Origin of the sequence: Staphylococcus auricularis, from assembly GCF_051172115.1 — a bacterium.
Lineage (GTDB): Bacteria > Bacillota > Bacilli > Staphylococcales > Staphylococcaceae > Staphylococcus > Staphylococcus auricularis_A.
The window spans coordinates 610368-636021 of sequence record NZ_JBPIZN010000001.1; the positions used below are offsets into that span (position 1 = coordinate 610368).

General features: G+C 38.3%; 23 protein-coding genes. All 23 read right to left on the reverse strand.

Going from position 1 to position 25654, the window contains the following annotated elements; translation table 11 throughout:
- Window positions 1–64: 64 nt before the first annotated feature.
- Window positions 65–253 carry a hypothetical protein gene (locus ACSBRB_RS02965; RefSeq protein ID WP_435031541.1) on the reverse strand — a complete coding sequence of 63 codons (189 nt, stop codon included), beginning with the start codon at window positions 251–253 and terminating at the stop codon, window positions 65–67.
- Window positions 254–275: 22 nt separating this feature from the next.
- Complete coding sequence (pyrE, locus tag ACSBRB_RS02970; RefSeq protein WP_435031542.1) at window positions 276–887, reverse strand: orotate phosphoribosyltransferase; 612 nt, start codon at window positions 885–887, stop codon at window positions 276–278.
- Window position 888: 1 nt separating this feature from the next.
- On the reverse strand, window positions 889–1581 hold the full coding sequence (gene pyrF, locus ACSBRB_RS02975) for an orotidine-5'-phosphate decarboxylase (RefSeq protein WP_435031543.1): 693 nt from the start codon (window positions 1579–1581) through the stop codon (window positions 889–891).
- Window positions 1582–1702: 121 nt separating this feature from the next.
- A complete protein-coding gene (carB, locus tag ACSBRB_RS02980) occupies window positions 1703–4876 on the reverse strand; it encodes a carbamoyl-phosphate synthase large subunit (RefSeq protein ID WP_435031544.1) in 3174 nt (1057 codons plus the stop codon).
- Window positions 4869–5969, reverse strand: coding sequence for a carbamoyl phosphate synthase small subunit (locus ACSBRB_RS02985; RefSeq protein ID WP_435031545.1), 1101 nt, complete (start codon window positions 5967–5969; stop codon window positions 4869–4871). Before ACSBRB_RS02985 ends, carB begins: the two co-directional genes overlap by 8 nt.
- Window positions 5969–7243 (reverse strand): dihydroorotase, encoded by a 1275-nt coding sequence (locus tag ACSBRB_RS02990; RefSeq protein ID WP_435031546.1) that lies wholly within the window; start codon window positions 7241–7243, stop codon window positions 5969–5971. The genes ACSBRB_RS02985 and ACSBRB_RS02990 overlap by 1 nt, the downstream gene beginning before the upstream one ends.
- A 1-nt stretch (window position 7244) precedes the next feature.
- Window positions 7245–8141 (reverse strand): aspartate carbamoyltransferase catalytic subunit, encoded by an 897-nt coding sequence (locus tag ACSBRB_RS02995; RefSeq protein WP_435031547.1) that lies wholly within the window; start codon window positions 8139–8141, stop codon window positions 7245–7247.
- Window positions 8142–8157: 16 nt separating this feature from the next.
- Window positions 8158–9462, reverse strand: coding sequence for a uracil-xanthine permease family protein (locus ACSBRB_RS03000; protein WP_435031548.1), 1305 nt, complete (start codon window positions 9460–9462; stop codon window positions 8158–8160).
- A 216-nt stretch (window positions 9463–9678) separates the two neighbouring features.
- The gene (gene pyrR / locus ACSBRB_RS03005) at window positions 9679–10206 is read right to left on the reverse strand and encodes a bifunctional pyr operon transcriptional regulator/uracil phosphoribosyltransferase PyrR (protein WP_435031549.1); all 528 of its coding nucleotides are present in this window, start codon (window positions 10204–10206) and stop codon (window positions 9679–9681) included.
- Window positions 10207–10586: 380 nt separating this feature from the next.
- On the reverse strand, window positions 10587–11504 hold the full coding sequence (locus ACSBRB_RS03010; RefSeq protein WP_435031550.1) for an RluA family pseudouridine synthase: 918 nt from the start codon (window positions 11502–11504) through the stop codon (window positions 10587–10589).
- Between the two features lie 10 nt (window positions 11505–11514).
- Window positions 11515–11991, reverse strand: a complete 477-nt coding sequence (gene lspA, locus ACSBRB_RS03015) for a signal peptidase II (RefSeq protein WP_435031551.1) — start codon at window positions 11989–11991, stop codon at window positions 11515–11517.
- A gap of 257 nt (window positions 11992–12248) precedes the next feature.
- A complete protein-coding gene (gene ileS / locus ACSBRB_RS03020) occupies window positions 12249–14996 on the reverse strand; it encodes an isoleucine--tRNA ligase (RefSeq protein WP_435031552.1) in 2748 nt (915 codons plus the stop codon).
- 226 nt (window positions 14997–15222) lie between these two features.
- Window positions 15223–15834, reverse strand: coding sequence for a DivIVA domain-containing protein (locus tag ACSBRB_RS03025; protein ID WP_435031554.1), 612 nt, complete (start codon window positions 15832–15834; stop codon window positions 15223–15225).
- Window positions 15835–15887: 53 nt separating this feature from the next.
- Complete coding sequence (locus tag ACSBRB_RS03030; protein ID WP_435031555.1) at window positions 15888–16658, reverse strand: YlmH family RNA-binding protein; 771 nt, start codon at window positions 16656–16658, stop codon at window positions 15888–15890.
- 173 nt (window positions 16659–16831) lie between these two features.
- A complete protein-coding gene (locus ACSBRB_RS03035; RefSeq protein WP_435031556.1) occupies window positions 16832–17125 on the reverse strand; it encodes a YggT family protein in 294 nt (97 codons plus the stop codon).
- A gap of 12 nt (window positions 17126–17137) precedes the next feature.
- Entirely contained in the window at window positions 17138–17725 is a 588-nt protein-coding gene (locus ACSBRB_RS03040; RefSeq protein WP_435031557.1) for a cell division protein SepF, read from the reverse strand.
- Window positions 17726–17730: 5 nt separating this feature from the next.
- A complete protein-coding gene (locus tag ACSBRB_RS03045) occupies window positions 17731–18405 on the reverse strand; it encodes a YggS family pyridoxal phosphate-dependent enzyme (RefSeq protein WP_435031792.1) in 675 nt (224 codons plus the stop codon).
- Window positions 18406–18547: 142 nt separating this feature from the next.
- Complete coding sequence (pgeF, locus tag ACSBRB_RS03050) at window positions 18548–19336, reverse strand: peptidoglycan editing factor PgeF (RefSeq protein WP_435031559.1); 789 nt, start codon at window positions 19334–19336, stop codon at window positions 18548–18550.
- Between the two features lie 366 nt (window positions 19337–19702).
- Window positions 19703–20875: a cell division protein FtsZ gene (gene ftsZ, locus ACSBRB_RS03055; protein ID WP_059106620.1), complete on the reverse strand. Its 1173-nt coding sequence runs from the start codon at window positions 20873–20875 to the stop codon at window positions 19703–19705.
- 28 nt (window positions 20876–20903) lie between these two features.
- Entirely contained in the window at window positions 20904–22319 is a 1416-nt protein-coding gene (gene ftsA / locus ACSBRB_RS03060; RefSeq protein ID WP_435031560.1) for a cell division protein FtsA, read from the reverse strand.
- Between the two features lie 105 nt (window positions 22320–22424).
- Entirely contained in the window at window positions 22425–23312 is an 888-nt protein-coding gene (locus ACSBRB_RS03065) for a cell division protein FtsQ/DivIB (protein WP_435031561.1), read from the reverse strand.
- Between the two features lie 15 nt (window positions 23313–23327).
- Window positions 23328–24677: a UDP-N-acetylmuramoyl-L-alanine--D-glutamate ligase gene (gene murD, locus ACSBRB_RS03070; protein WP_435031562.1), complete on the reverse strand. Its 1350-nt coding sequence runs from the start codon at window positions 24675–24677 to the stop codon at window positions 23328–23330.
- A gap of 1 nt (window position 24678) precedes the next feature.
- Window positions 24679–25644 carry a phospho-N-acetylmuramoyl-pentapeptide-transferase gene (gene mraY, locus ACSBRB_RS03075; protein WP_435031563.1) on the reverse strand — a complete coding sequence of 322 codons (966 nt, stop codon included), beginning with the start codon at window positions 25642–25644 and terminating at the stop codon, window positions 24679–24681.
- Window positions 25645–25654: the final 10 nt, after the last annotated feature.

Sequence of the window (25654 nt, forward strand, 5' to 3'; positions counted from 1 at the left end):
CAATAAAGAGCCATCTATTGTGGTCGTTTCACCGCAACAGATGGCTCATACTTATATAAAGAGACTATTGAATATAGCCCTTATTTTTAATTGTCGATTTTGCTTTTTTATAAATATTTTGTTCTGCTGCGTTAGATGTAGCGTCATCCATAGCAGCATTGTCATTTTTATGTCTGTAGTCAGCGTTTTGTTTTAAAAATTGATTGACGTGCGCAAATTTACGATAATTTGCGTCATGTCTCATTTCGTTCATGAAATCCCCTCCAACTTAGATTTTATGCTAAGTTGTTTTTCCATTCAACCAAAGTACTTATATCTTTTTCATCAATGTCTCCATTTTTACGTGCTACTTCGATAAGTTCATCATAGTTACTGAGTGTATAGAATGGTACACCGGCCTGTTCAAATGTTTCATTGGCTTTATTCAAACCATAAGTAAAGATAGCAACCACACCGAGTACTTCTGCACCACTTTCTTTGAGTGCATCTACCGCATTGATAGATGAACCTCCCGTTGAAATGAGGTCTTCCACTACGACGACTTTTTTGCCTTCGCTATTCGCACCTTCGATTTGGTTTTGTTTACCATGACTTTTACTTTTAGAGCGCACATAGTTCATCGGTATATCTAATTGTTCAGCGACGAATGCAGCATGAGGAATTCCTGCTGTGGCTGTACCTGACACGATATCTACATCGTCAAAATGATTTTGAATCAATTCAATTAACCCATCACGAATTTGACGACGAATTTCTGGATAACCTAACGTTACACGATTATCGCAATAAATTGGAGATTTGATACCTGAACTCCAAGTGTATAAATCATTTGGAGAAAGGGTTACCGCTTCGATATCTAATAATGCTTGTGCAATTGATTTTGCCATATTATCCTAACCAACTTTCTTTAATTTTTTGATAGCTTGCGACTGGATCATCACTTTGCGTAATCGGACGTCCCACAACGATATGCGTGGAGCCCAATTGTTTAGCTTCTTCAGGTGTTGTGATACGTTTTTGATCGTTCTGTGCTGCATCTTTAGGTCGAATACCTGGAGTAACTTTTAAAAATGATTTCCCGAGTGCTTCAGTTAAAATTTTTGTTTCTAATGGTGAGCATACAACACCATCTAAGTTTGCTTGTTGTGCTAACTTCGCGTAATTAAGTACTGCCTCTTCGATAGTTGATTGTATATTTTGTTCGTTATGCAACATCTCTTCTGTTGTAGAAGTGAGTTGGGTCACTGCGATGACTTTCGTTTCAGGATTAAATTTTCTAATACCGGCAAGCGCTTGTTCCATCATTTTCACTCCACCAGCAGCATGAATGTTTACCATGTCTACGTTCAATTTCGCTAATCCTTCCATCGCTTTATTTACTGTATTAGGGATGTCATGTAATTTTAAGTCTAAGAATATTTGATGCCCTCGTTGTTGAATTTTTTTAATGAGTTCAGGACCTGTTTGATAAAACAGCTCCATCCCTACTTTCACGAAAAGTGGTTCATCAAATTGGTCTAAAAATGATTCTACCTTTTTAGATGAATCAAAGTCTAAAGCTATGATGGGTAATGTATCCATCGAATCACCTCGTTCATAAGTTTAACGCCTTTTGAGACAGCTATGTAATAGCATGACAGCAACTTGTAACAACAGGATGAGGTCATGTGATACCCCATCCCATTACAAGTTGTCGTGTCATTTACATCGTACGCATTGAGAATGTCATGCTTTCAATCACTGTAGTTAATGCATCTGCAGTATCGAGTGAAGTGAGACATGGCACACCATTTTCAACTGTTGTACGACGGATTTGGAAACCATCGCGTTCGACTTCTTTACCTTTTGTCATTGTATTCACAACGATTTGTACATCGCCGTTTTGGATGCGTGATAATAGATCATCTTCGCGTCCAATTTTACCTACTACTTCTGAAGGAATTTGATGATCAGCTAATTTACGAGCTGTACCTTCAGTGGCTAAGATTTTATAACCCACTTCATTTAGGCGTTGAGCGATATCAACAATTTCTTCTTTATCTTTATCGCTTACTGTGATGAGTACTGTACCGTGGTCTTTTACTTCCATACCACTTGCAGTTAATCCTTTGTAAAGTGCTTTTTCCATTGTGAGATCTTTACCCATCACTTCACCCGTAGATTTCATTTCAGGTCCAAGGGTAATGTCGACATTTTTAAGTTTATTGAAACTGAATACTGGTGCTTTAACGAACACACCTTCTGAATAAGGTTGGATACCTGGATCGTAACCAAGCGCGCTCAGTTTTTCACCCATAATGGCACGCATAGCTAATTGAGCCATTTGAATGCCAGTGATTTTACTCAAGAATGGTACTGTACGGCTTGAACGTGGGTTCACTTCTAGGACATAAACACCATCATGTGCGATAACGAATTGGATGTTAATGAGTCCTACGATGTTTAAACCTTTTGCTAAGCGAATCGTAAAGTCTTCTAATGTATCGATATCTTCTTGTGATAATGTTTGAGGCGGATATACAGCGATAGAGTCACCAGAGTGAACACCTGCACGTTCAATGTGTTCCATGATACCTGGTATGATCACTGTTTCTCCGTCTGATATCGCATCGACTTCGATTTCTTTACCTGTTAAGTAACGATCGACTAATACAGGATGATCTGGACTTGCTTTAACGGCTTGATCCATATAGTCTTTCAATTCATCATCGTTACTTACAATTTCCATCGCACGTCCACCAAGAACATATGAAGGACGAACTACAACTGGATAACCGATTTCGCGTGCATTGTTTAGCGCTTCATCAGGTGATGTGGCAGTTCTACCTTTAGGTTGTGGCACATCTATTTGATGTAACAATGCTTCGAATTCTTTTCTGTCTTCGGCACGGTTTAAATCTTCAAGTGTTGTACCTAAGATTTTAACGCCGTATTGTTCAAGTTTATCAGCAAGGTTAATCGCTGTTTGACCACCGAATTGTACGACTACACCTTCTGGTTGTTCTAAGTTCACGACGTTCATGACATCTTCTACAGTTAATGGTTCAAAGTATAATTTATCTGAGATTGAGAAGTCGGTAGATACCGTTTCTGGGTTGTTATTGATAATGATTGCTTCATATCCAGCGTTTTGGATTGCCCAAACGGCATGAACAGTAGCATAGTCGAATTCTACCCCTTGTCCAATGCGAATCGGTCCTGAACCAAGAACAAGAATTTTTTTCTTATCTGTGACGACAGATTCATTTTCTTGTTCATAAGTACCGTAATAGTATGGTGTTTCTGATTCGAATTCTGCTGCACATGTATCAACCATTTTATAGACAGGTGTAATACCATGTTTTTGACGAAGTTCATATACTTCATCTTCAGTCATATCAAAGCGGTGCGCAATCACTTTATCACTGAAACCATAGTTTTTCGCGTATTCAAGGTAATCAATGTCACCTTTGTGTGCTTTTAAGTCATGTTCGATATCAATGATGTGTTGGAATTGATGTAAGAAGAAGTAATCGATTTGAGTCATCTCATGAATTTCTTCTAGCGTTGTTCCTCTGCGGATGGCTTCCCCAATGATGAACAAACGCTCGTCATCTTGGTCTTTGATACGTGATTTAATATAATCTAAATCAAAACTTTCACCGTTTGGTAAACCGAGATGATGTACACCGTATTCAAGTGAACGGATCGCTTTAAGTAATGATTCTTCGTACGTACGTCCGATTGCCATGACTTCCCCTGTCGCTTTCATTTGTGTACCTAACACACGTTCACCTTTTTCAAATTTATCGAATGGAAAACGTGGGATTTTAGATACCACATAGTCAAGGGCAGGTTCGAATGCTGCAAATGATGTACCTGTAATTGGGTTAATCATTTCATCTAATGTTAAACCGACCGCGATTTTCGCAGCTAGTTTAGCAATAGGATAGCCGGTCGCTTTAGATGCTAAAGCGGATGAACGTGATACACGCGGGTTCACTTCGATGATGTAGAAGTTCATAGAGTGTGGGTCAAGTGCGAGTTGCACGTTACAGCCACCTTCGATACCTAAGGCGCGGATTACTTTTAATGATACGTCACGTAACATTTGATATTCAACATCAGATAAAGTTTGACTTGGTGCAACAACGATAGAGTCCCCTGTATGGATACCGACTGGATCAATATTTTCCATATTACATACGACGATGGCGTTGTCGTTTTTATCACGCATCACTTCGTATTCAATTTCTTTAAATCCAGCAATTGATTTTTCAATTAAACATTGGGTCGCAGGACTGTAATGTAAACCATTTGATACGACTTCTTTTAATTCATCATCGTTGTGGCAAATACCACCACCCGTACCACCCATTGTGAAGGCTGGACGAACGATAAGTGGATAGCCCACTTGTTCTTTAAATTGAAAGGCTTGTTCTACTGTGTTGACGATGTCACTCTCTGGGACAGGGACATCAAGTTCATTCATTAGGCTTCGGAATTGCTCTCTATCCTCTGCTTGTTGAATAGATTGTAGTTCTGTACCGAGTAGTTGCACGTTGTTCGCATCTAATACACCGTTATCATGTAATTGAATCGCCATGTTTAAGCCTGTTTGTCCCCCTAATGTTGGTAACAAGGCATCGGGTTGTTCTTTACGAATGATACGAGCGATGAAATCGTGAGTTAACGGTTCAATATAGACTTCGTCAGCAATTTCTTTGTCTGTCATGATCGTTGCAGGGTTTGAATTGACGAGAATGACACGGTAACCTTCTTCTTTTAACGCTAAGCAAGCTTGAGTTCCGGCGTAGTCAAATTCTGCTGCTTGTCCAATAATAATCGGACCTGATCCAATAACTAAAATTGTGTTGATATCTTTACGTTTAGGCATTTGTAGTACGCTCCTTCGCTTTAAATTCGTTCATCATTTCAATGAATTGATCAAATAAATAGTTTGAATCTGTAGGACCTGGAGACGCTTCAGGGTGATACTGTACAGAGAACGCTGGTAATGATTTGTGTCTCAAACCTTCTACTGTACCATCGTTTAATGCAATGTGAGTGACTTCTAAATCTGTATCTTTCAATGAATCTTCGTCGATAGAGTAACCGTGGTTTTGACTTGTTAAAGCAATTTTACCAGTGACTAAATCTTTAACTGGATGGTTGGCACCGCGGTGACCGAATTTCATTTTGAATGATGTCGCGCCTTGAGATAGGGCAAAGAGTTGGTGACCTAAACAAATACCGAAGAACGGAATTTTACCTAAAATGTTGCGAATCATGTCAATCGCTACTTGAACTTCTTCTGGATCACCAGGACCATTTGATAGCATTAAGCCATCGGGAGCCATGCGAATAATTTCTTCTGCAGTTGTATCATAAGGTACGACAGTTACATTACAACCTCTAGCATTAAGTTCACGTACAATGTTTTGTTTTTTACCAAAGTCAACGAGAACGACACTGAGGTCAAAACCAGTTGACACATACGGTGTTTTAGTAGAAACGGTATGCACTTCATCGCGAGGGAAAGCCGCTGTTTTAAGTGTTTCAGCTAAAGATTCTACTTCATCTTTATCATCTGTAAATCCAGCTTTTAACACCCCATATTGTCTAATCTTACGGGTGATACTACGTGTATCCACTCCATAAATACCTGGTACATCATATTCATCTAACACTTCATGGAGTGATTTTTGCATTCTAAAGTTACTTGGGTGTGTGCTTGCTTCTTTTACCACCACACCATTTAATGTAGGTACTAATGATTCAAAGTCATCACGGTTGATGCCATAGTTACCGATTAATGGGTAAGTAAAGGTAATGATTTGTCCAGTATAAGAAGGGTCGAAAATCGTTTCTTGATACCCTGTCATCGCTGTATTAAAGACAATTTCACCCATTTTTAATTGATCTGAACCTAATGGATATCCTTCATAGTATGAACCATCTTCGAGCACGAGATAACGCTTCTGTATCATTATTGTTCCTCCTTATATTTAACTTCACCTTCGACCATAGTGAGCACAGGATTACCATATACTTGGTAACCTAAGAACGGTGTATTACTTGCTTTTGATGCAAAGTCTTCTGCTTTAATTTCACGCTCTTCATCTAAGTTAATCACTGCTAAATCAGCTAGTGCACCTTCTTCTAAGCGTCCATATGGTAAATCGAATGTTTGAGCCGGTTTAATAGTTAGGTAATCTACTAATTGTTGAAGTGTCCAGTCTCCATTTTTAACAAAATGAGTGTAGAGTAATGGAAATGCTGTTTCGCTACCGACAATACCGAATGGTGCTTTCGTCATCGGTTGATCTTTTTCTTCAGCAGCATGAGGTGCATGGTCTGTTGCAATACAATCGATTGTTCCGTCTAATAGTCCTTCGATTAATGCTTCTCTATCTTCTTTGCTTCTTAGCGGTGGATTCATTTTAAACATGGCATTATCGCCAGGAATATCATCTTCAGTTAGTAACAAGTGATGTGGTGTCACTTCTGCAGTTACATGAATACCTGCTTTTTTCGCATCACGAATGGCACGAACACTTTCTTTTGTAGAAACGTGACACACGTGATAATGTGCACCTGCTGCTTCAGCAAGTAACACATCGCGGGCAATTTGTACGGCTTCACAAATGTTAGGGATACCAGGGATGCCTAATTCTTCACTACGTTTACCCTCATGCATCGCACCACCATAAATCAAGCTGTTATCTTCACAGTGTGCAACGACTGCTTTATTGACTTTGGCTGCTGCTTGCATCGCTTCATACATCATGCTAGATTGTTGAACGCCGACACCATCATCAGTGAACGCAAATGCACCTTCGTTGGCAAGGGCTTCGAAATCAACATGTTCTTCTCCTGCTTGTCTCACTGTAATTGCTGAATAAGGTAATACGCGGACATTCGCTGTTTGCTTAATGATGTCATTGACTTGTTGCATGTGCTCGACTGTATCAGGTACAGGGCGTGTATTTGGCATTGGACATACTGTTGTGTAACCCCCACGTGCCGCTGCTGCAGTACCAGTTGCAATTGTTTCTTTGTGCTCGCCACCTGGTTCACGTAAATGCACGTGCACATCAACTAAACCTGGTGCTACGAATTGACCGTTCGCATCAATCACTTCTGTTTGATCATCCGCTTCGATGTTTGATGCGATCTGTTTGATGTATTGTCCATCGATTAAAATGTCTGTGTTGACCAATTCTCCTGATTGTAAGACTTGAGCATTTTTAATTAATTTCATATTAGACTTCCCCTCTCGATTTTAAGATTGTATCAATCACTGCCATACGCATGTACATACCGTTTTCCATTTGTTTAAAGATGCGTGATTTAGGTGCTTCAACTAAGTCACTCGCAATTTCAACGCCGCGATTCACTGGTGCAGGATGCATGACAATCGCATGATCTTGCAGTTTGTCGTAGCGTCCTTGCGTAAGACCAAAGCGCTCATGGTAAGTATCTGCTTCAAACGATGTGACTTCATCTGCTCCATGGCGCTCATGTTGTACACGTAATAACATGACAATATCGACCTTATCGATCACATCATCGATATCAACATAAGCTCCGTGTAGTGTATCATCTTGCCATGCTTCTGGACTTGAGAACATCACGTTCGCACCTAATGCAGTTAAACTATGATAATTACTGCGCGCAACACGTGAATTTTTGATATCTCCACAAATCAATACGTTAAGCCCTTTAAACGATTGAAATGTTTCATAGATTGTCATCAAATCAAGTAAGCATTGCGTTGGATGCTGACCACTGCCATCGCCTCCATTAATTACCGGAATATTAAGTCCTTCAAGCGAATCATAATACGCATTTTGTGGGTGTCGGATGACAAGCAAATTCACCCCGATGCTTTCCATCGTTTTACAAGTATCGTATAACGACTCTCCTTTTTGCACAGAAGATGTTGCTGTTTCAAAATCAATCAATTGCATGCCTAATTTCTTCTCAGCTACTAAAAAGCTTGATTTTGTACGCGTTGAATTTTCAAAGAATAAATTAGAAACAAACACATCTTGATAATTAGGTATTTCCACTTCTCCAGCTTTAAATTGACTTGCACGTTGAATAAGTCCATACAATTCCGTTGTTGTTAAATGTTCGACAGATAATAAATGATCCATGAACAAACCTCCCGCTTTATTGATTTGATGCACCTTTAGGCAAAATGAGATTCAAGATGATACCTGCTAATGCTGCAAGTGCCATCCCTTCGATTTGCATGTTCAAACCGAGATCTTTAAAGTTAATGACTAAATTTCCAATTCCTATCACTAAGATAGAAGACGCGATAACTAAGTTTCTATTTTCTGCAAAATCTATTTTACTTTCTACAAGCATTCTTAAACCGCTAGATGCGATAATACCGAAAAGTAAGATCGATACACCGCCCATAACAGGCGTTGGGATAGAGTCAACAAGCGCTGAGAACTTACCGACAAAACCGAGTAATACGGCAATGACAGCTGCGCCACCTATCACATAGATACTGTAGATTTTAGTAATGGCAAGGACCCCGATGTTTTCACCATATGTGGTACTTGGCGGTCCACCGATGATACTCGCTACCATCGTAGAGACCCCATCGCCAATGATTGAACGATCTAAACCTGGGTCTTTTAAGAAGTTTTTACCGACAATTTTGTTGATAACAAGTTGATGTCCGATATGTTCACTGACTGTGACAAACACAATCGGTATCATCACGAGCACCAGTCCCAGATGAAACGATGGCATATAATCTTTAAATGGTATGTAAATATCAGGAAACTGTAACCATTTCGCTTTCGCAATCGGTTCAAAGTTGATTAATCCCATAAATATTGAGATGACATAACCTGTTGTTATACCAATCAATACAGGAATGAGTGATAAGAATCCTTTAAAGAACCCTTGAATGCTAATCGTCACGAGTAACGTAATGATTGCGACCAACACATAGCTCAAATTATAACCTTTCATGTCATTCGAATTCTCAAACATGGCCATGTTGACTGCTGTAGGGGCTAAGCTTAACCCAATCACCATGATGACAGGTCCTACCACGACAGGGGGTAATAAATTCATTAACCAATTGGTACCACTGATGCGAATGGCGAGACCAATAATGACATACATCAGTCCACTCATGAATAATGCGACTAACATGCCCCCTAAACTATGCGAATGGATACCTGTAATAATCGGTGTGATAAACGCAAAGCTCGATCCTAAATAAGCAGGTATTTTAGCTTGTGTGATCAAAATGTATAACAGTGTACCTAGCCCTGAAGCGAGCAATGCAGCTGACACTGGCAGACCTGTTAAGAACGGCACTAATACGGTCGAACCAAACATTGCAAATAGATGTTGTGTACTTAACAATGCCCACTGTGAGGGTTTCGGTTTATCTCTTACGTCTAATACTGGCTTGGCGGTACGTTCAAACATTGATTCATTATCCATGATTTTTCTCCTTTAAAAAAAGTCCCTTTACAATTTCAGTAAAGAGACTTAAAAGTTGAGCCAAGTCATAGTTTGTATGCTTTCGCCCCGTATTCTGAAGGCGGTGCATATCACACGTACTAGCCCTTTCACAAAACCTATGTCGCTTAGCCCTAACGTCAAGCTATCACATGGTTTTGTCCTTTTTCAGTCTCTCGTACTGATTTAAAAGGTTCATTATTCAATTATGACTGCGTTTCTCTCATCAATTTCTTCCACATAAACTGCGACCGCTTCATCTTTTGCTGTAGGAATATTCTTACCAACGAAATCCGCTCTAATCGGAAGTTCTCTATGACCACGATCTACTAACGTTGCGAGACCGATTTTACGTGGTCGAGCGTGTTGTAAGATGGCATCTAGGGAAGCGCGTACTGTTCTGCCGGTGTAGAGTACATCGTCTATAATGATAACGACCTTATCGTTGATGTCGACATCAATATCATACGCTTTTTCTAAATCTTTTTTACCTGCTTGCTCTAAATCATCTCTAAATTGAGTGACATCAATCGTACCTGTGGGAACTTGTACATTTTCGATCATTTCAATTTTATGTTGAATGCGTTGTGCCAGCGAAGCTCCTCTCGTTTTAATACCTAATAACACGAGTTGTGAGGTACCACGATTGTACTCTAGAATTTCATGTGAAATACGCGTCAACGTTCGCTGTATAGCCGCTTCATCCATGATTACTCTTTCAGACATCTTACTTCACTACCTCCTTTACAGCGCTTTATTGTGAAAATATTTCCAGTGATTGCAAGACATATATTTTTCTATAAAAATAACCTCATGCCTTAGAAAGACATGAGGTCTATGAACAGAACTGATACTACACCTTTAAAATCTTCATTATAAGATGTGATCATACACAAGGATAATACCTTTGCATCCACATCAATTACACGGTCTGTTTATATTCATGTCTTCTAAGCCTCACTGGACTTCTCTTAAAGACGTTGGTTTTATTTATTAAACTAATGATAGTTTACCGCTTTCGATGATTGAAGTCAATAGGACAGAAATAATCACCCAACTAGGTTTGTCATATCAATCATATATCGAGGATTAAGTCTGTTTTTTCTTTAACCTTGTTCTCGTCGTAATGTTTCTAGCACTTGTTCAAATGATTCTGGTAACGGTGCCACGCGTTCGATATACTCTCCTGTGACAGGATGTTCAAACCCAATGACGCCGGCATGTAATGCTTGGCCGCCCATTTCAATCGTACGCTTAGGCCCATATTTAGGGTCGCCGACAATAGGGTATCCGATGTATTTCATATGCACACGGATTTGATGAGTACGGCCTGTTTCTAACTGGCATTCAATGAGCGTATAGTCTTTAAAATGTTCGAGCACATTAAAATGCGTAATCGCTTCTTTACCCTCATCTACGACATCCATGGATTGTCTATCTTTCGTGTTACGTCCAATCGGCGCATCGACCGTACCATAATCATGTGGAATATTGCCGTGAACAAGTGCGGTATATTTTCGTGTCACTGTTTTAGACATTAACTGTTCAACTAAGTTTCGATGTGCGACATCGTTTTTTGCGACCATGAGTAACCCTGACGTATCTTTATCGATGCGGTGCACAATACCAGGTCTTACTTCCCCATTAATGCCTGAGAGATTTTTCATTTGATACATGAGTCCATTGACCAATGTGCCAGTGCGATGACCTGCAGAAGGATGGACCACCATACCTTTAGGTTTATAAACGATGGCGACATCATCATCTTCATAATAAACGTCTAGGTTTAAATTTTCGGGTTCAATATCCGCTTCAACCACTTCTGGTTCATTCACGACAATAACATCGTCTTGTTTCATTTTATAGTTTGATTTAACTGCTTTACCGTTCACTGTGACATGGCCTTCCTTCACCATATCTTGAATTTGAGTACGAGACCAATCTTGATTGAATGCAGTGAGACATTTATCAATACGTTGGCCTACATATGCTTCGTTATCTATTTTAAACTCATGCGTTTCCATAACTTTCCTCCTATGATGCTTTGTTCATATCTTTTAATAATAAAACAATCATAACAATCACACCGATGGTCAAACTTGAATCTGCTACATTAAAGATAGGAAAATCATAACCAAAAATATAAGTGTCAATAAAATCGACCACTTCACCATTGAGAATACGATCAATAAAATTACCTAATGCCCCAGCAAATAATAAACTGAGTGTCACTTGCATCGCTAAGTTGCCTTTCGCTTCTTTAACATAGAAGCCGACTAATACAATCAGTATGATGATTGTAATAATATAAAAGAACCACATCTTACCGCTTAATATACCCCAAGCTGCACCATTATTACGATGAGACGTAATATTGAGAAAGCCTGGTATCACTTCAAAGGATTCACCTACGCGCATAAAAGTAGCGACCATCCATTTTGTAAGTTGATCAAAAAATAGAATAAAGATCGTTACAGCTAAAGATATTCCTACATAATACTGCCTTTTCATAGGCGACCTCCTCAATTTCTCTTTTCACAATTTCGAACAATCTATATTATAGCTATTTCACAGTATAAAATAAAGCAGTCGAAGAAAAATGTTGATATTCTATGACTATCCTTATTGTTTTATAAGCGAAATCTTCACATTTTCAATAAGTACATGAACAGGGTTAAAACATGATGAATGTATACAAAAAGAGCAAGATTAAATGCGATGATTCAATCTTGCTTTAATTTAAAGCGCTATAGATTTAGTTTCGCTGTTTATAGTGAAACGACGACTTCTTGACAGCGTGGACAAAGACCAGTGTATTCGCCTACACTACCAATTTCTGTACTATAGTTCCAACAACGATCACATTTTTCACCTTCAGCATGTTCAATACGAATATCACCATATTGATAAGCTTGACCATCTTCCACATGATCCACAACTTCAGCTTGAGAAGTAATAAAGAGTTGATGTAAATCATCAAATTGTTGTAAGAATTCTGTAGCGTTGAATTGATCATTACTACCAATGATGACTTTTGCTTCAAGAGATTTACCAATTACTTTTTCATTTCTAGCAATTTCAAGTGCACGGTTCACATCGTCTCTCAAGTGCATGAATGTATTCCATTTTTCAACTAATGCTTCATCAGGTTCTACCACTTCAGGCATATAAGTTAAATGAACACTTTCTTCTTTCACATGTGGGATGTGTGACCAAATTTCTTCAGATGTGTGCACGAGAATTGGTGCAAGTAATTTCGTCATATCGACTACGATTTGATAAAGCACGGTTTGCATGCTACGCCGTTTGTGCGCATCGCGTTTTTCGATATAAAGAATATCTTTACCATAGTCTAAGTAGAAGTTACTTAGCTCTACGTTAATGAAGTTTTGAACTTCTTGATAAATATTTAGATAATCAAAGTTATCGTATTTATCTAATACTGTTTTCGTAAATTCACGGAAACGATTTAAGATATAGCGATCGACTTCGAGTAAATCCGCTTCAGCAATTTCGTCTGTTTCTGGATTGTAGTCTGCTACGTTACCTAACATGAAACGGATTGTATTTCTGATTTTACGGTAAACATCTGATGTTTGTTTTAAGATTTCATCTGAAATACGTACGTCAGCAAGATAATCTACACTACTTACCCATAGACGTGCAATATCTGCACCTTTTTGTTTAACGATTTGATCTGGCACGATGACATTACCTAATGATTTACTCATTTTTTTACCTTCGCCATCCATGACGAAACCATGAGAAAGTAACATTTTATATGGTGAAATACCTCTAGTCGCAACAGAAGTAGTAATAGAAGAGTTAAACCAACCACGATATTGGTCACTACCTTCTATATAGAGATCTGCAGGGTATTCTAATTCTGGACGTTCTTCTAACACGCCACGGTGAGATGAACCTGAGTCGAACCATACGTCCATGATGTCGGTTTCTTTTGTGAATTCGCCATTTGGACTACCTGGATGTGTAAATCCTTCTGGAAGTAAGTCTTTCGCTTCACGTTCAAACCAAACATTAGAACCATGTTCTTCAACAAGATCTGCTACGTGATTGACAGTTTCTTGTGATAAGATAACGTCGCCATTTTCTGCGTAGAAGACAGGTAGTGGTACACCCCATACACGTTGACGAGAGATGACCCATTCGCCACGGTCACGAATCATGTTATAAATACGTGTTTTACCCCAGTCGACTTTGAATTTCGTTTCATCGATTGCATCTAAAATATCTTGTCTTACTTTATCGATAGATGCAAACCATTGTGGTGTTGCACGGAAAATCACTGGTTTTTTCGTACGCCAGTCATGAGGGTAACTATGTGTGATGAATTCTAATTTAATTAATGCATCGTTTTCATCTAATAAGTCAGTCACTGCTTTGTTGGCTTTATCATAGAACATACCTTCAAATTGACCTGCTTCTTCAGTGAAGACCCCTTTATCGTCTAATGGACTAATGACTGGTAAATCATATTTTTGTGCGACAACGTAGTCATCTTCCCCGTGTCCAGGTGCTGTATGAACGACACCTGTACCAGCATCTGTAGTTACGTGTGTACCATTGATGACGAGAGAAACGCGATCAATAAATGGATGTTGTGCTTCTACATATTCAAGTTCAGAACCTTTGTATTCTTTATCAAGCACAATAGCTTCTTTATCCCAATCAAGTGCTTCTGCGACGTCATCGACTAAATCTTTACCGATGATATATTTTTTACCATCTACAAGATATTGTCCATAAGTTAAATCAGGATGAACTGTGATGGCTACGTTAGATGGCATTGTCCATGGAGTAGTTGTCCAGATGATGAATTGTGCATCTTCATCTACAACGCCTTTACTATCACGCACATTAAATGCGACGTAGATAGAAGGAGAACGTTTATCATGGTATTCAATTTCTGCTTCTGCAAGTGAAGATTCACTTGATGGAGACCAATAAACAGGTTTTTTACCTTTGTAGATTAAACCTTTGTCTGCCATTTCACCGAACAAACGTAATTGAGCTGCTTCGTATTCAGGTTTTAATGTAATGTATGGATTATCAAAGTCACCACTCACACCTAAACGTTTAAAGTCTTTTTTCTGAAGTTCGATTTGTTCAAGCGCGAAGTCTTTACATTTTTCTCTGAACTCAGAGACAGACATTTCTTTACGTTTAACACCTTTTTTAGTTAAGGCTTGTTCAATCGGTAATCCGTGAGTATCCCAACCAGGAATATAAGGTGCATAATAACCACGCATCGTTTTGTAACGTGTAATGATGTCTTTTAAAATTTTGTTTAGTGCGTGGCCCATGTGTAAGTTACCATTCGCATATGGAGGACCATCGTGAAGAATGTATGCAGGTTGCCCTTCATTTTGTTTTACTGATTTTTGGTAAATATTGTTTTCATCCCAGGCTTGTTGAATTTTAGGCTCTTTATTTGGCAAACCGCCTCTCATTGGGAAATCCGTCTTCGGCATTAATAAAGTATCTTTATAATTCATTTTTTCACTCCTCTTAACTTAAAAAAGAACTCTAAGTTCAATTAACAGGGACGAGGTTATCGCGGTACCACCCTGATTAACTCAACTTAGAGTTCTCTTCATTATTTTATCCATGTTGCCAAACAGTGATATAAGAAATAAACATATACTAGGCTTTCACCATCCCTAGCTCGCTAAGATATGTGACTTATTTCTCACGCGTCTGTTTGTTTGCTTTTTTTATTAATTATTTTTCATCATTGTTTTGTTGATCTTCGGTTTGATTTGTATCGTTTTGTTCATCTTGATTTGATGCTTGTGTACGTTCTGCATCTGTTAAATCCTCATCATTGAGATGTTGTATATTTTCTTCTGTCACGTGTTGTGCATCTAAATCGTAATTGAGTAAGTAATCCCAATCGTCATTTTTGAGTAAATCTAATTGTGCTTCAACTAACATACGGAAGCGTGATCTAAAGATTTTAGATTGACGTTTCATATCTTCAGTTTGGAAGGATAAACGACGTGCTTTTTCGATCGCGTCACCAACGATACGATCCGCCTCACTTTGCGCTTTAGTGATTGTTGCTTGCGCTTGTTCTTGAGCAGCATTTTTCGTTTGTTCACCTGCTTGTTGTGCTTGAACTAACGCATCACTTACAGACTGATGTACTTCTTTGTAAGAATTTAAGTTGCTTTCTTTATCTTCTATGACTTTTTCTAGTTGTTGTTTATCTTCTTTCAAACGTTCGATTTCATCACTTAACTGAGTTAAATAATCTTGAACTTCAGTATCGTCAAAACCGTTTCTTACTTTAGTAAATGTTTTGTTTTTGATTTCGTTCGGTGTAAAAGGCATCGAATTTCCTCCCTTTAATCGTACCACTGTTATTACTATAACGAACAATGATACTATTTGAAAAGTGTTTTATATGAAATGTGTATCTTATCTTTCTTTGTTTTGCCTCCCACTTCAGAAATTTTGGCTCTACCAAAACCTTGAATGGACAATAGATCACCTTGATCCAGTTTGAAATCAGCTGAATCTATAATCGTATGATTTACTTTAACACGCTTTTTCTGAATCAATTGTTTCGCAATATCACGTGATTTGTGAATCATTTCTTTGAGTACCACATCAAGTCTTAACGCGCTGACTGTTGCTTGGGCATGTTGCCATGACTCTTTTGATTGTACCATATCTTGCGGGGAAATTGAATGCAATTTAACTGAAGCACCTTTAATCTTCGTTAAATGCATTTTAACATAATCAACCAGTGGTGAAGCGATGACAAATTGAATCTCATCGTTCACCACGATATCACCCAATTGATCACGTGTAATTCCTAACGACAGAATGGTGCCCATCACATGTTGGTGCTGTAGCGTCACGAACTTTTTTGGATAATCGAGCTGAAGCACAGTCAGTTCAAAATCTTCAAGCCGAGGCTCAAAATAATCCGGTGCGATTAAAGCACGTTGCCGTTCTGCATGTGGCCCACCATAAAAGTGTACCTGCAACATGTCATAGCTCCCTACGACGACTTGTAATATGTATTGACCTCTTGGATCTAAAAAGTGAGTCAGCACGGGTGCATATGTTTGATCTGCCTGATTGCACTTATCTATCAATTGGTCGATCAACTCATGTTCTTCAGTTCTGAAATGTTGATATATATTCATCGATTCCACTCCTAAAGTGTCTGTACATCGCTTAATAACATCATAGCTTAAAGTTGAATAATGCAACGAAAGTTGGGGTATCATCGCACCCCAGCCTCTATCTTCATTCGCTATTTCGTTGCTTAACATAGGCTAATGGTTGGAGATTAGAGACTCAAACCATTTGAATCATATTAATATAAATGCGTGATAATCATGTTAAATATTGCATTTACACCCATGCGGAACAATTGCAACGTGAAAAATGCAACTAAAGAAGAAATATCCAACATACCGATTGGTGGAATAACTCTTCTAAATGGATCTAAGAACGGTTCATAAATTTTCGCTAGGAAACGGCCGAATGCATTTTCACGTGCCCCTGGAAACCATGACATAAGGAAATAAACAATCATTCCCCATGAATAAACTTGTAATACAAGATTTATGATCCTAAAGACAATAATTAAAATACTTAATAAACTCATACTATGTTTCCTCTATTCGTGTTGATAATCTGTGTATTCTACTTGGTCTGTAATTGTACCTGCGACTTCAACATTATCTGGTGTACATAAGAAAATATCACTACCTACACGTTGAATATCTCCACCGATGGCATATACAGTACCACTTAAGAAATCTACGATGCGTTTTGCTGAAACTTTATCAATGCGTTGTAAGTTCACTAATGTTGCACGACGGTTTTTTAGTTCATCTGCAATATCTTGTGTATCTGAGAAAACACGCGGTTCAAATAAACACATTTTTGAACTGTCTTGCATTTGTGGTTCAAGCATCTCTTCATTATTCATATTTACAACATTTCTATTATTTCTAGCTGTATTATTCATTTGATACTTCCTTTCACTTTGAGATTGAGAAAGTCTTGATGCTTTTTGTTTTTTAGGTACAGATTTTAATGAACGGCGTGTTTCCGTACGATCTGTATCATCTTGACTAAAGTTATTCTGAGACTGTGCTTGTTGTTGTCGTTGATTAGTTTGTTCGGGTTCAGGTGATGTTTCTGGCTCATCATCTTCCTCTTCAACTACAAAGAATCCGTTAAATAAATCTTTTAATGCCACTAGGGTCACTCCTCTTTTCCTACAAGTTTAGTCCCAATTCGTACAAATGAAGCGCCCTCTTCTGCTGCAATATGGAAATCGTTACTCATTCCCATTGATAATTCTGTACATGGCGCATGCGTTAAATTGAGTGCTTTTATTTCATCTCGTTTATTTTTTAATGATTGAAATAGCTGATGAATATATGCTTCATCATCAGTTAAAGGTGCCATCGTCATGAGGCCCACAACTTCGATATGTTCAAACTCTGCTAAATCTTGAACGAAATCGTTTACTTCTGACAGTGCAATGCCGTGTTTTGAAGTTTCGCCTGAGACGTTGACTTGAACAAAACAGCGGATTGTATGGTCGGCACGTTTGTCAATCTCTTTAGCTATTTTCATGCGATCTAACGCGTGAAAGTAATCGACTTGGTTGATGACATCTTTTACTTTACGTGATTGAAGCGGACCGATAAAGTGCATCGTCACATCATCCGGTAATTCACTTTGTTTCTCTAAAAACCCTTCAACTCGGTTTTCACCGAAATGACGTAAGCCTGCCTCATACGCTTCCTTTGCCCGCTCCATTGTAACATATTTTGTGACTGCAATCACGTTCGGTTCTATCTGTTGTTGTCCTTTTTCAGTTGCTGCTTGGATTTGTTGTTGTATAGTTGTAAGATTTTCCTTTACATTCACCATTATCTCACGTCTTTAAAGGATCGGACAAGCGATTTCAGTAATGGTTCAAAAGTCATCTTGGCTCAATGAACCGTTAAGTTATAAAAATGAAGGTAACTTAATATTGATCCGAACCTCTATGACGATTCCCCCTTTTTACTTAATGTTGACCGATAAATGCTAACATGCGACCCGTCTGACCTTTTTCAACGCGATAAGAGAAAAAGAGTTCTAAATCTTCAGATGTCGCATACGTCGTACGATAAATATTTTCTGGCGGTACACCGACATGTTCTAAAAGCAATGCATTTGCTAATTTCAGGTCAATACCATGCCGATCGTGACCACGCGTCTCGATATACAGTGTTGAATCAATCGGAAGTGTTTCAAATTTAGACTTAATGTCGTCATTAATTTCATAAGACATAGACGTAGAAGGTCCAATGACGACATTGAGATCACTCAGATCAAATTTAACAGCTTTGATTAGCTCTAATACAATCTGACTGTATGTGCCTCTCCATCCCGCATGTGCAAGTCCGATGAAATGATGCTTTTCACTGTAAAAATAAATAGGTACGCAATCAGCATAACACATCGTGAGGAGCAGATTATCATAAGAATACATGCCATCTACCCCATGTAATGTGTCTGTAAGTGTATCGATATTCGTGCCTTTATCTTTAGTGGTCACTTCTACGATTCTATTTTCATGTGTTTGTATTGGAAAGACCCATTCTGACGTCGGAAAATCTATGATTTGTGCCAGTGTTTGTTGGTGTTGTGAAATATGTTCTGGATCATCATCTATGTAACGCGCCATATTAAACGCGTTCGCAGGATATGGACTCACACCTGCTTCTCGCGTTGTCATACCGATGGTTACGTGGGATAATTTTGGATCTTCATATTGCAAAATATGCGGTTTTTTTACAAATTTATCTTCCATCCCTTAACACCCTCCATTCACTGTTTCATTTATTTCCTTTTCAACTACATGTTGTTAGCTATAATGTATACGCACGACTTCGTATCATCATTTTATGTATTGGTTATGAAAAAGGAGCGGAAGACAAATCTATAACACATGATGAATCGTAATGTAAGATTCATTATGTGTTTGATACAGTAGTCAACGCTACTATCATCCGCTGCTGGATAGATTTCGTATTCCCGCCCCATCATCGATAACACAATGTATTGCTCTTCGTCACATCGGTTACCTGTTGCGATGCATTTATGGTTGTTTGTTCAACGATGCACAAAAGATGATATACGTGCATCGCTGCAAACTCAATTCAGTATTTATTATTGATTAACGTCTAGATCTTCTAGAACGTCTTTCTTCTCTATTTCTGATAAAGCTAGGGATGTCATCTTCTTTAGTAGAGTGACCTCTGCTTTCAGAGCTTGTATCTTGTTGACCTTCATTTGAGCTGCCAACTTGTGATGCGTAGCTATCTTCTTTATTGCTGCTACTGTTTGCACTAGAACCAAAGCCTGTGTTTGAAGCTTTGCGACCTTGTGAAGTTGGTTTATCTTCAAAACCAGTAGCGATGACTGTAACTACGATTTCATCTTGTAATTCAGGATTGATCACTGTACCAAAGATCATGTTTACATCTTCGTCAGCTGCATCTTGAACGATGTCTGCTGCTTCTTGTGCTTCGAATAGTGATAACGATTCTCCGCCTGTGATGTTCATTAACACACCTTGTGCACCGACAATAGAAGTTTCTAATAATGGTGAAGAAATCGCTTTTTTAGCGGCTTCTACTGCACGGTTTTCACCAGAAGAAACACCGATACCCATTAAGGCAGAACCTTGGTTAGACATGATTGTTTTAACGTCGGCAAAGTCAAGGTTAACTTCCCCAGATACTGCGATAAGGTCTGAGATACCTTGAACACCTTGGCGTAATACGTTATCTGCTTCTTTGAATGCTTCCATCATTGGTGTAGATTTGTCAACGATGTCTAATAAACGGTCGTTAGGAATAACGATTAATGTATCAACAGCTGCTTTCATTGCTTCAACACCTGCAGCAGCTTGAGTTTGACGTTTACGACCTTCGAAGCTGAACGGACGTGTGACAACACCAACTGTTAATGCGCCCATTTCTTTAGCGATTTTAGCTACGACAGGTGCAGCACCAGTACCAGTTCCGCCGCCCATACCAGCAGTTACGAATACCATGTCTGCGCCTTGGATTGCGTCTTCAATTTGTTCGCGTGATTCTTCAGCAGCTTTTTTACCAATTTCAGGGTTAGCACCTGCACCAAGTCCGCGTGTTAATTTTTCACCGACTTGAATTTTAGATTCAGCTTTAGACAAGTTTAATGCTTGTCCGTCTGTATTAATAGAAACAAATTCTACGTTGTTCATGCCGTGATCAATCATTCGGTTAACGGCGTTGTTACCGCCGCCCCCTACACCGATGACTTTTAACGTCGCTAAATGATTAAATCCTTGTTCAAATTCTAACATTATTCTTCCTCCTAGTTCTTATGGCCAATCACTCAAATAGAGATTTCATCAGTTTTTTAAATTTACCTTCTTGCTCTTGTGGTTGAGCGTCACGATCTGATTCGACTTGTTCATGTTGTGGCACATTGTCGTTAACGCTGTCTACATCAGGCTCTTCCGGTTTATTATTCGTATCTTTAGATGAATCAGCTTTGCCAGTTAATTTTTTAAACCAGCCTAATCCACCTGACTCAGAAGTTTCTTGTACACCATAATCTGTATCCTCAACTTCTTCATCAATTTCTTCACCATCATGATTACTAATTGTAACATAATCTAACAATTCATCGAAAGTAATGCTACTAGAAATTGTAGAAATTGCTGAAGAAAACTCTGGTTTGCGGATACCCATTTGTGATGGTACGTGAATTCTCACTTTTTCGCTCACCATGTCTTGTAGCAATTCTTTGACGCCGAGTAGATTTGCTGAACCACCTGTTACGATAAAGCCACCGTGCACTTTGGTTAAACCTAAATCTTGTAATAAATCAAATACATTAAAGAAGATTTCTTCTACACGTGCTTCAATAATATCTGCTAAATCTTTTTGTGTATATTGTTCGCTTTCTTCGCTGTCCACTTGTTGTACGCTGAAGACATCATGCGTTGATGCTGAATCGTAAAATGCATGACCGTATTGATGTTTGATTTTTTCTGCAGCGTCATATGTGGTATTAAATCCTTGGGCGATATCACTCGTAATATCTCTGCCCGCCATTTCGATTGAATCTGCATCTACGAGTTCACCACGTTCAAAGAATGACACTTGTGTGACATCTTCACCTATATCGATGACACAAGCACCGAGTTCACGTTCAGTGGCTGATAATAATGAACCGTAGTTATACGCATCTGAGAAAACATCTAATACGTCAACGCCACAAGATTCTACACATTTAATCATGTTAATTAAAATAGATTTTTGAATTGCGATGACACCTGATTGAACTTCTAGTGAATGTCTAGCCACAAGTTCTTTAGGATCAGAGACTTCATTTTCATCATCTACAATAAATTTAATTGGGAATGTATCGATAACTTCTGTTTCCGGAACATCATTTTTATCGCGAATTCCTTCTAATACTGATTCGATATGTGTTCCATCTAATTCTGTATCTTCAGTAAATTCTATTCTATTCGCTTCATCGTACACTTCTGTTCCAATAATAGGTAATTTTAAGAATACTTCTTTAATATCAACACCAGAAGCTATTGACGCTTTTTTAATTGTATCTTTAATCGCTTGTTGAGCGATGTCGAAATCATCTATCAATCCGTTTTTAACACCACTCGTATAGGTTTGTCCTGTACCTATCACGTTGATACCGTTGTGAAATTTTTCGCCTACTATTGTTTTTATGCTTGATGAACCAATATCTATACTTACGTAATAATGCTCTTCCATAGATAGGCACCTCCTGACAATTACTTTACTCTAAATCGCACTACTCTAAGTTTACAATAGGTTTGTTTGCTTGTGAACTATAAACACACTCAAATAAAATAAATTTTAATCACTTTCGTCCGTGTTTTTCTGAATTTTATTTAATGTGCTTTGCAGTTCATCTTTCGCTTTATCTTCTTTTTGTGTTCCTTTTTCTACATTTTTATCACTTTGGGCTTGTTGGCTGCTTGCGCCATCATAAGGAATAAATGATGCGCCAACGGTTAAATCAATATAGCCATCTTTTTGAAGCGCACCCGAATCATCTCGCTGCAATGATTGAGACATTTGGCCGTAATATTTCATTTTATCTCCGACTGTTCTCAAATCAGCGAGGACTTGTATATTATCAGATGTGAAAAGCTGGATTTGATTGCGTTTATTCGTTTCAGGATCATAAGTAATTTCTGAAATCATATTTCTCACATTTCTAGGCATTTTAGCGAGTTCTGACACGAGTTGCGCCCGTTGTTTTTCTTTAAATCCACTGAGGATGGGCCCTTCTTCTAATTCATCGTTGGAACGATTTTTAATCGATTTACCATTTTCTAGAATCGGTACGTATGCCCCTTTTTCTTTAACGACCCCAGCAATTTGGTGTTCTGTGATTTTGACATGAAGATCTTTCGGGAACTTTTTAGAGACTTCAGCTTTTTTAATGAGTTCATTGGATTCTAATCTTTTTTTTGCGTTGTTCGTGCTGTATGTATACATGCGCGCCTTGTTATTTAACTTGAGCATCTGATTAATTTCTTTATCAGACACAAGGTCATTACCGCTAACCTTTACATTGCTGATCTTGCTTAAGGGTGTGAACATGTATAACAGAATTAAGATGATTAATAGTAACAAAATGCCGAACACGATGTACTGAATCTTTTTTTGACGTTGCTTCCGAACTTGCCGCTGTTCTTGTAAATATTCTGAATCGAATTGTTTCACTTTTTCCGCCATCTTCATTCACTTCCTTTAAGATTGTGGTAAGTGCGCACGGAAACTATCGATGAATCGTTGGCCTCGTTGTTCGAATGTATCGTATTGGTCCCAGCTCGCACACGCTGGTGAAAGTAATACAACATCATTCGGTTCAATGATATCTTGAATTTTTGCTACTGCATCTTCTACATCGGTTGCTTTAATGACGTATTTACCTTGGCTTTCACCTAGTTTTTTAAACTTCTCTTGTGTCTCTCCAAAAGTAACCATGACACGTACATTGGACATGTATGGAATGAGTTCATCAAAGCCATTGCCTCTATCTAGACCGCCACACAACCAGATAATCGGTTGATCAAAGGCATTCAATGCAAATTGTGTTGCTAAAGTGTTGGTCGCTTTCGAGTCGTTATAATATTTATTCGTTTTATTCGTACCGATGTATTGCAATCTGTGTTCGATGCCAGAGAACGTTGTCAGACTATCGATAATAGCACGTATAGGAACGCCCGCAATCATAGCCGTGAGTACAGCAGCTATAATATTTTCTAGGTTATGTTCACCCGGTAACACGATATCATCGGTGTGAATTAATCTTAAGCCTCTAAAGGTAATATAACCATCTTTAATATAGATGCCATCAACCTCTTGTTGTGTTGAAAAGTAATATGTTTTCGCTTTTAATGATTCTGTTTCAATCAGGTGACGTTGATGATAGTTACATATTAAGTAATCATCTTCTGTTTGATTTTGATAAATGCGTCGTTTTGCATTTTGATAGTTTTCTAACGTTTCGTGATAGTCCAAATGAGCGGAGTAAATATTTGTGATAATCGCAATATGTGGTTTGTATTGATCAATACCTAACAGTTGAAAAGAAGATAACTCGGTGACTAAATAATCATCTTCATCGACTTCTTGTGCAACTTTAGAAGCGACATAACCAATGTTACCTGCCAAGCGACCCGTTACACGACTTTTTCTAAACATATCTCCAATGAGTGATGTAACTGTCGTCTTACCATTTGTACCTGTCACCCCTATAATAGGTGCTTCAGATACTAAGTAACTCAATTCAACTTCTGTTAAGATTTTCAAACCTCGTTCAGTTGCTGCTTTTATGATTGGCACATTGTAAGATATCCCTGGATTTTTAATAACGATGGGGTCATTGTCGAGTAGTGATAAAGGATGTTCCCCACCAATGACCTCAATCCCCATATTTTGTAAGTCTTTCGCATGGGAATCTTGGCTGATATCTTTGCCATCATTAACGACGACCTTAGCGCCCAATTTATTTAATAACTTAGCAGCTTCATAACCGCTCTTTGCTAAACCAATAACTAAAACATCTTTACCTTCTAAACCTTTGTAATTCAGCATCTTAATGCACTCCAATCCATAGGCCGATTAGTCCGAAGATGATACCTACTGTCCAGAAGACCGTTGTTACTTTTGTTTCATTCCAACCACTTAATTCGAAATGATGGTGTAATGGTGACATTTTGAAAATACGTTTACCTGTTAATTTATATGATGTCACTTGCATCATAACAGAGAGTGTTTCAGCGACGAAAACGAAACCAATAAAGAGTAATGAAATCTCTTGGTTTAACATGATAGATACCGTCGCAAATACACCACCTAGTGCAAGACTACCTGTATCACCCATGAACACTTTAGCTGGGTTTAAATTAAATGGTAAGAAACCGAGTAACGCAAAGATCATGATGATACAGAAGAGGCCAATGGCTGGCGCATCTTGAATGTAAGCCATGATGGCATACATGATAAATCCAATGATAGATAAACCAGTTGCTAAGCCATCGAGTCCGTCTGTAAGGTTCACAGCATTTGAAAAGCCAACTTGCCAAAATACAATAAAAATAACGTAAGCATAAGAAAGTGGTAAATCAAATTCTGTGAAAGGAATATGAATCGCTGTATCAAATTCTGTTAATCCGAATACTTCAGTTAAAATGAAGAAAATGACTGCGATTGCAATTTGGGCTAGGAATTTTTGTTTACTTGTTAATCCTTGGTTATTCTTTTTAACCACAATAATGTAGTCATCAATAAATCCGATTAACCCAAATCCTAAAGTCACTAACGTAAGTAGTAAAATGGTTACAGTATGTTCAGTAAAAAGCATTGCGATGATCGCTGTCACCAGAATACTAATTAAAAACGTGAGCCCGCCCATCGTTGGCGTACCCGTTTTTTTCATATGACTTTGGGGACCTTCTTCTCTAATACTCTGTCCAAATTTCATTCTTTTTAATGTTGGAATTAGCACTGGTACTAAAATTAATGTTATTAGAAGTGCGATGATTGCTAATAAGTAAACCATAATATTCTCC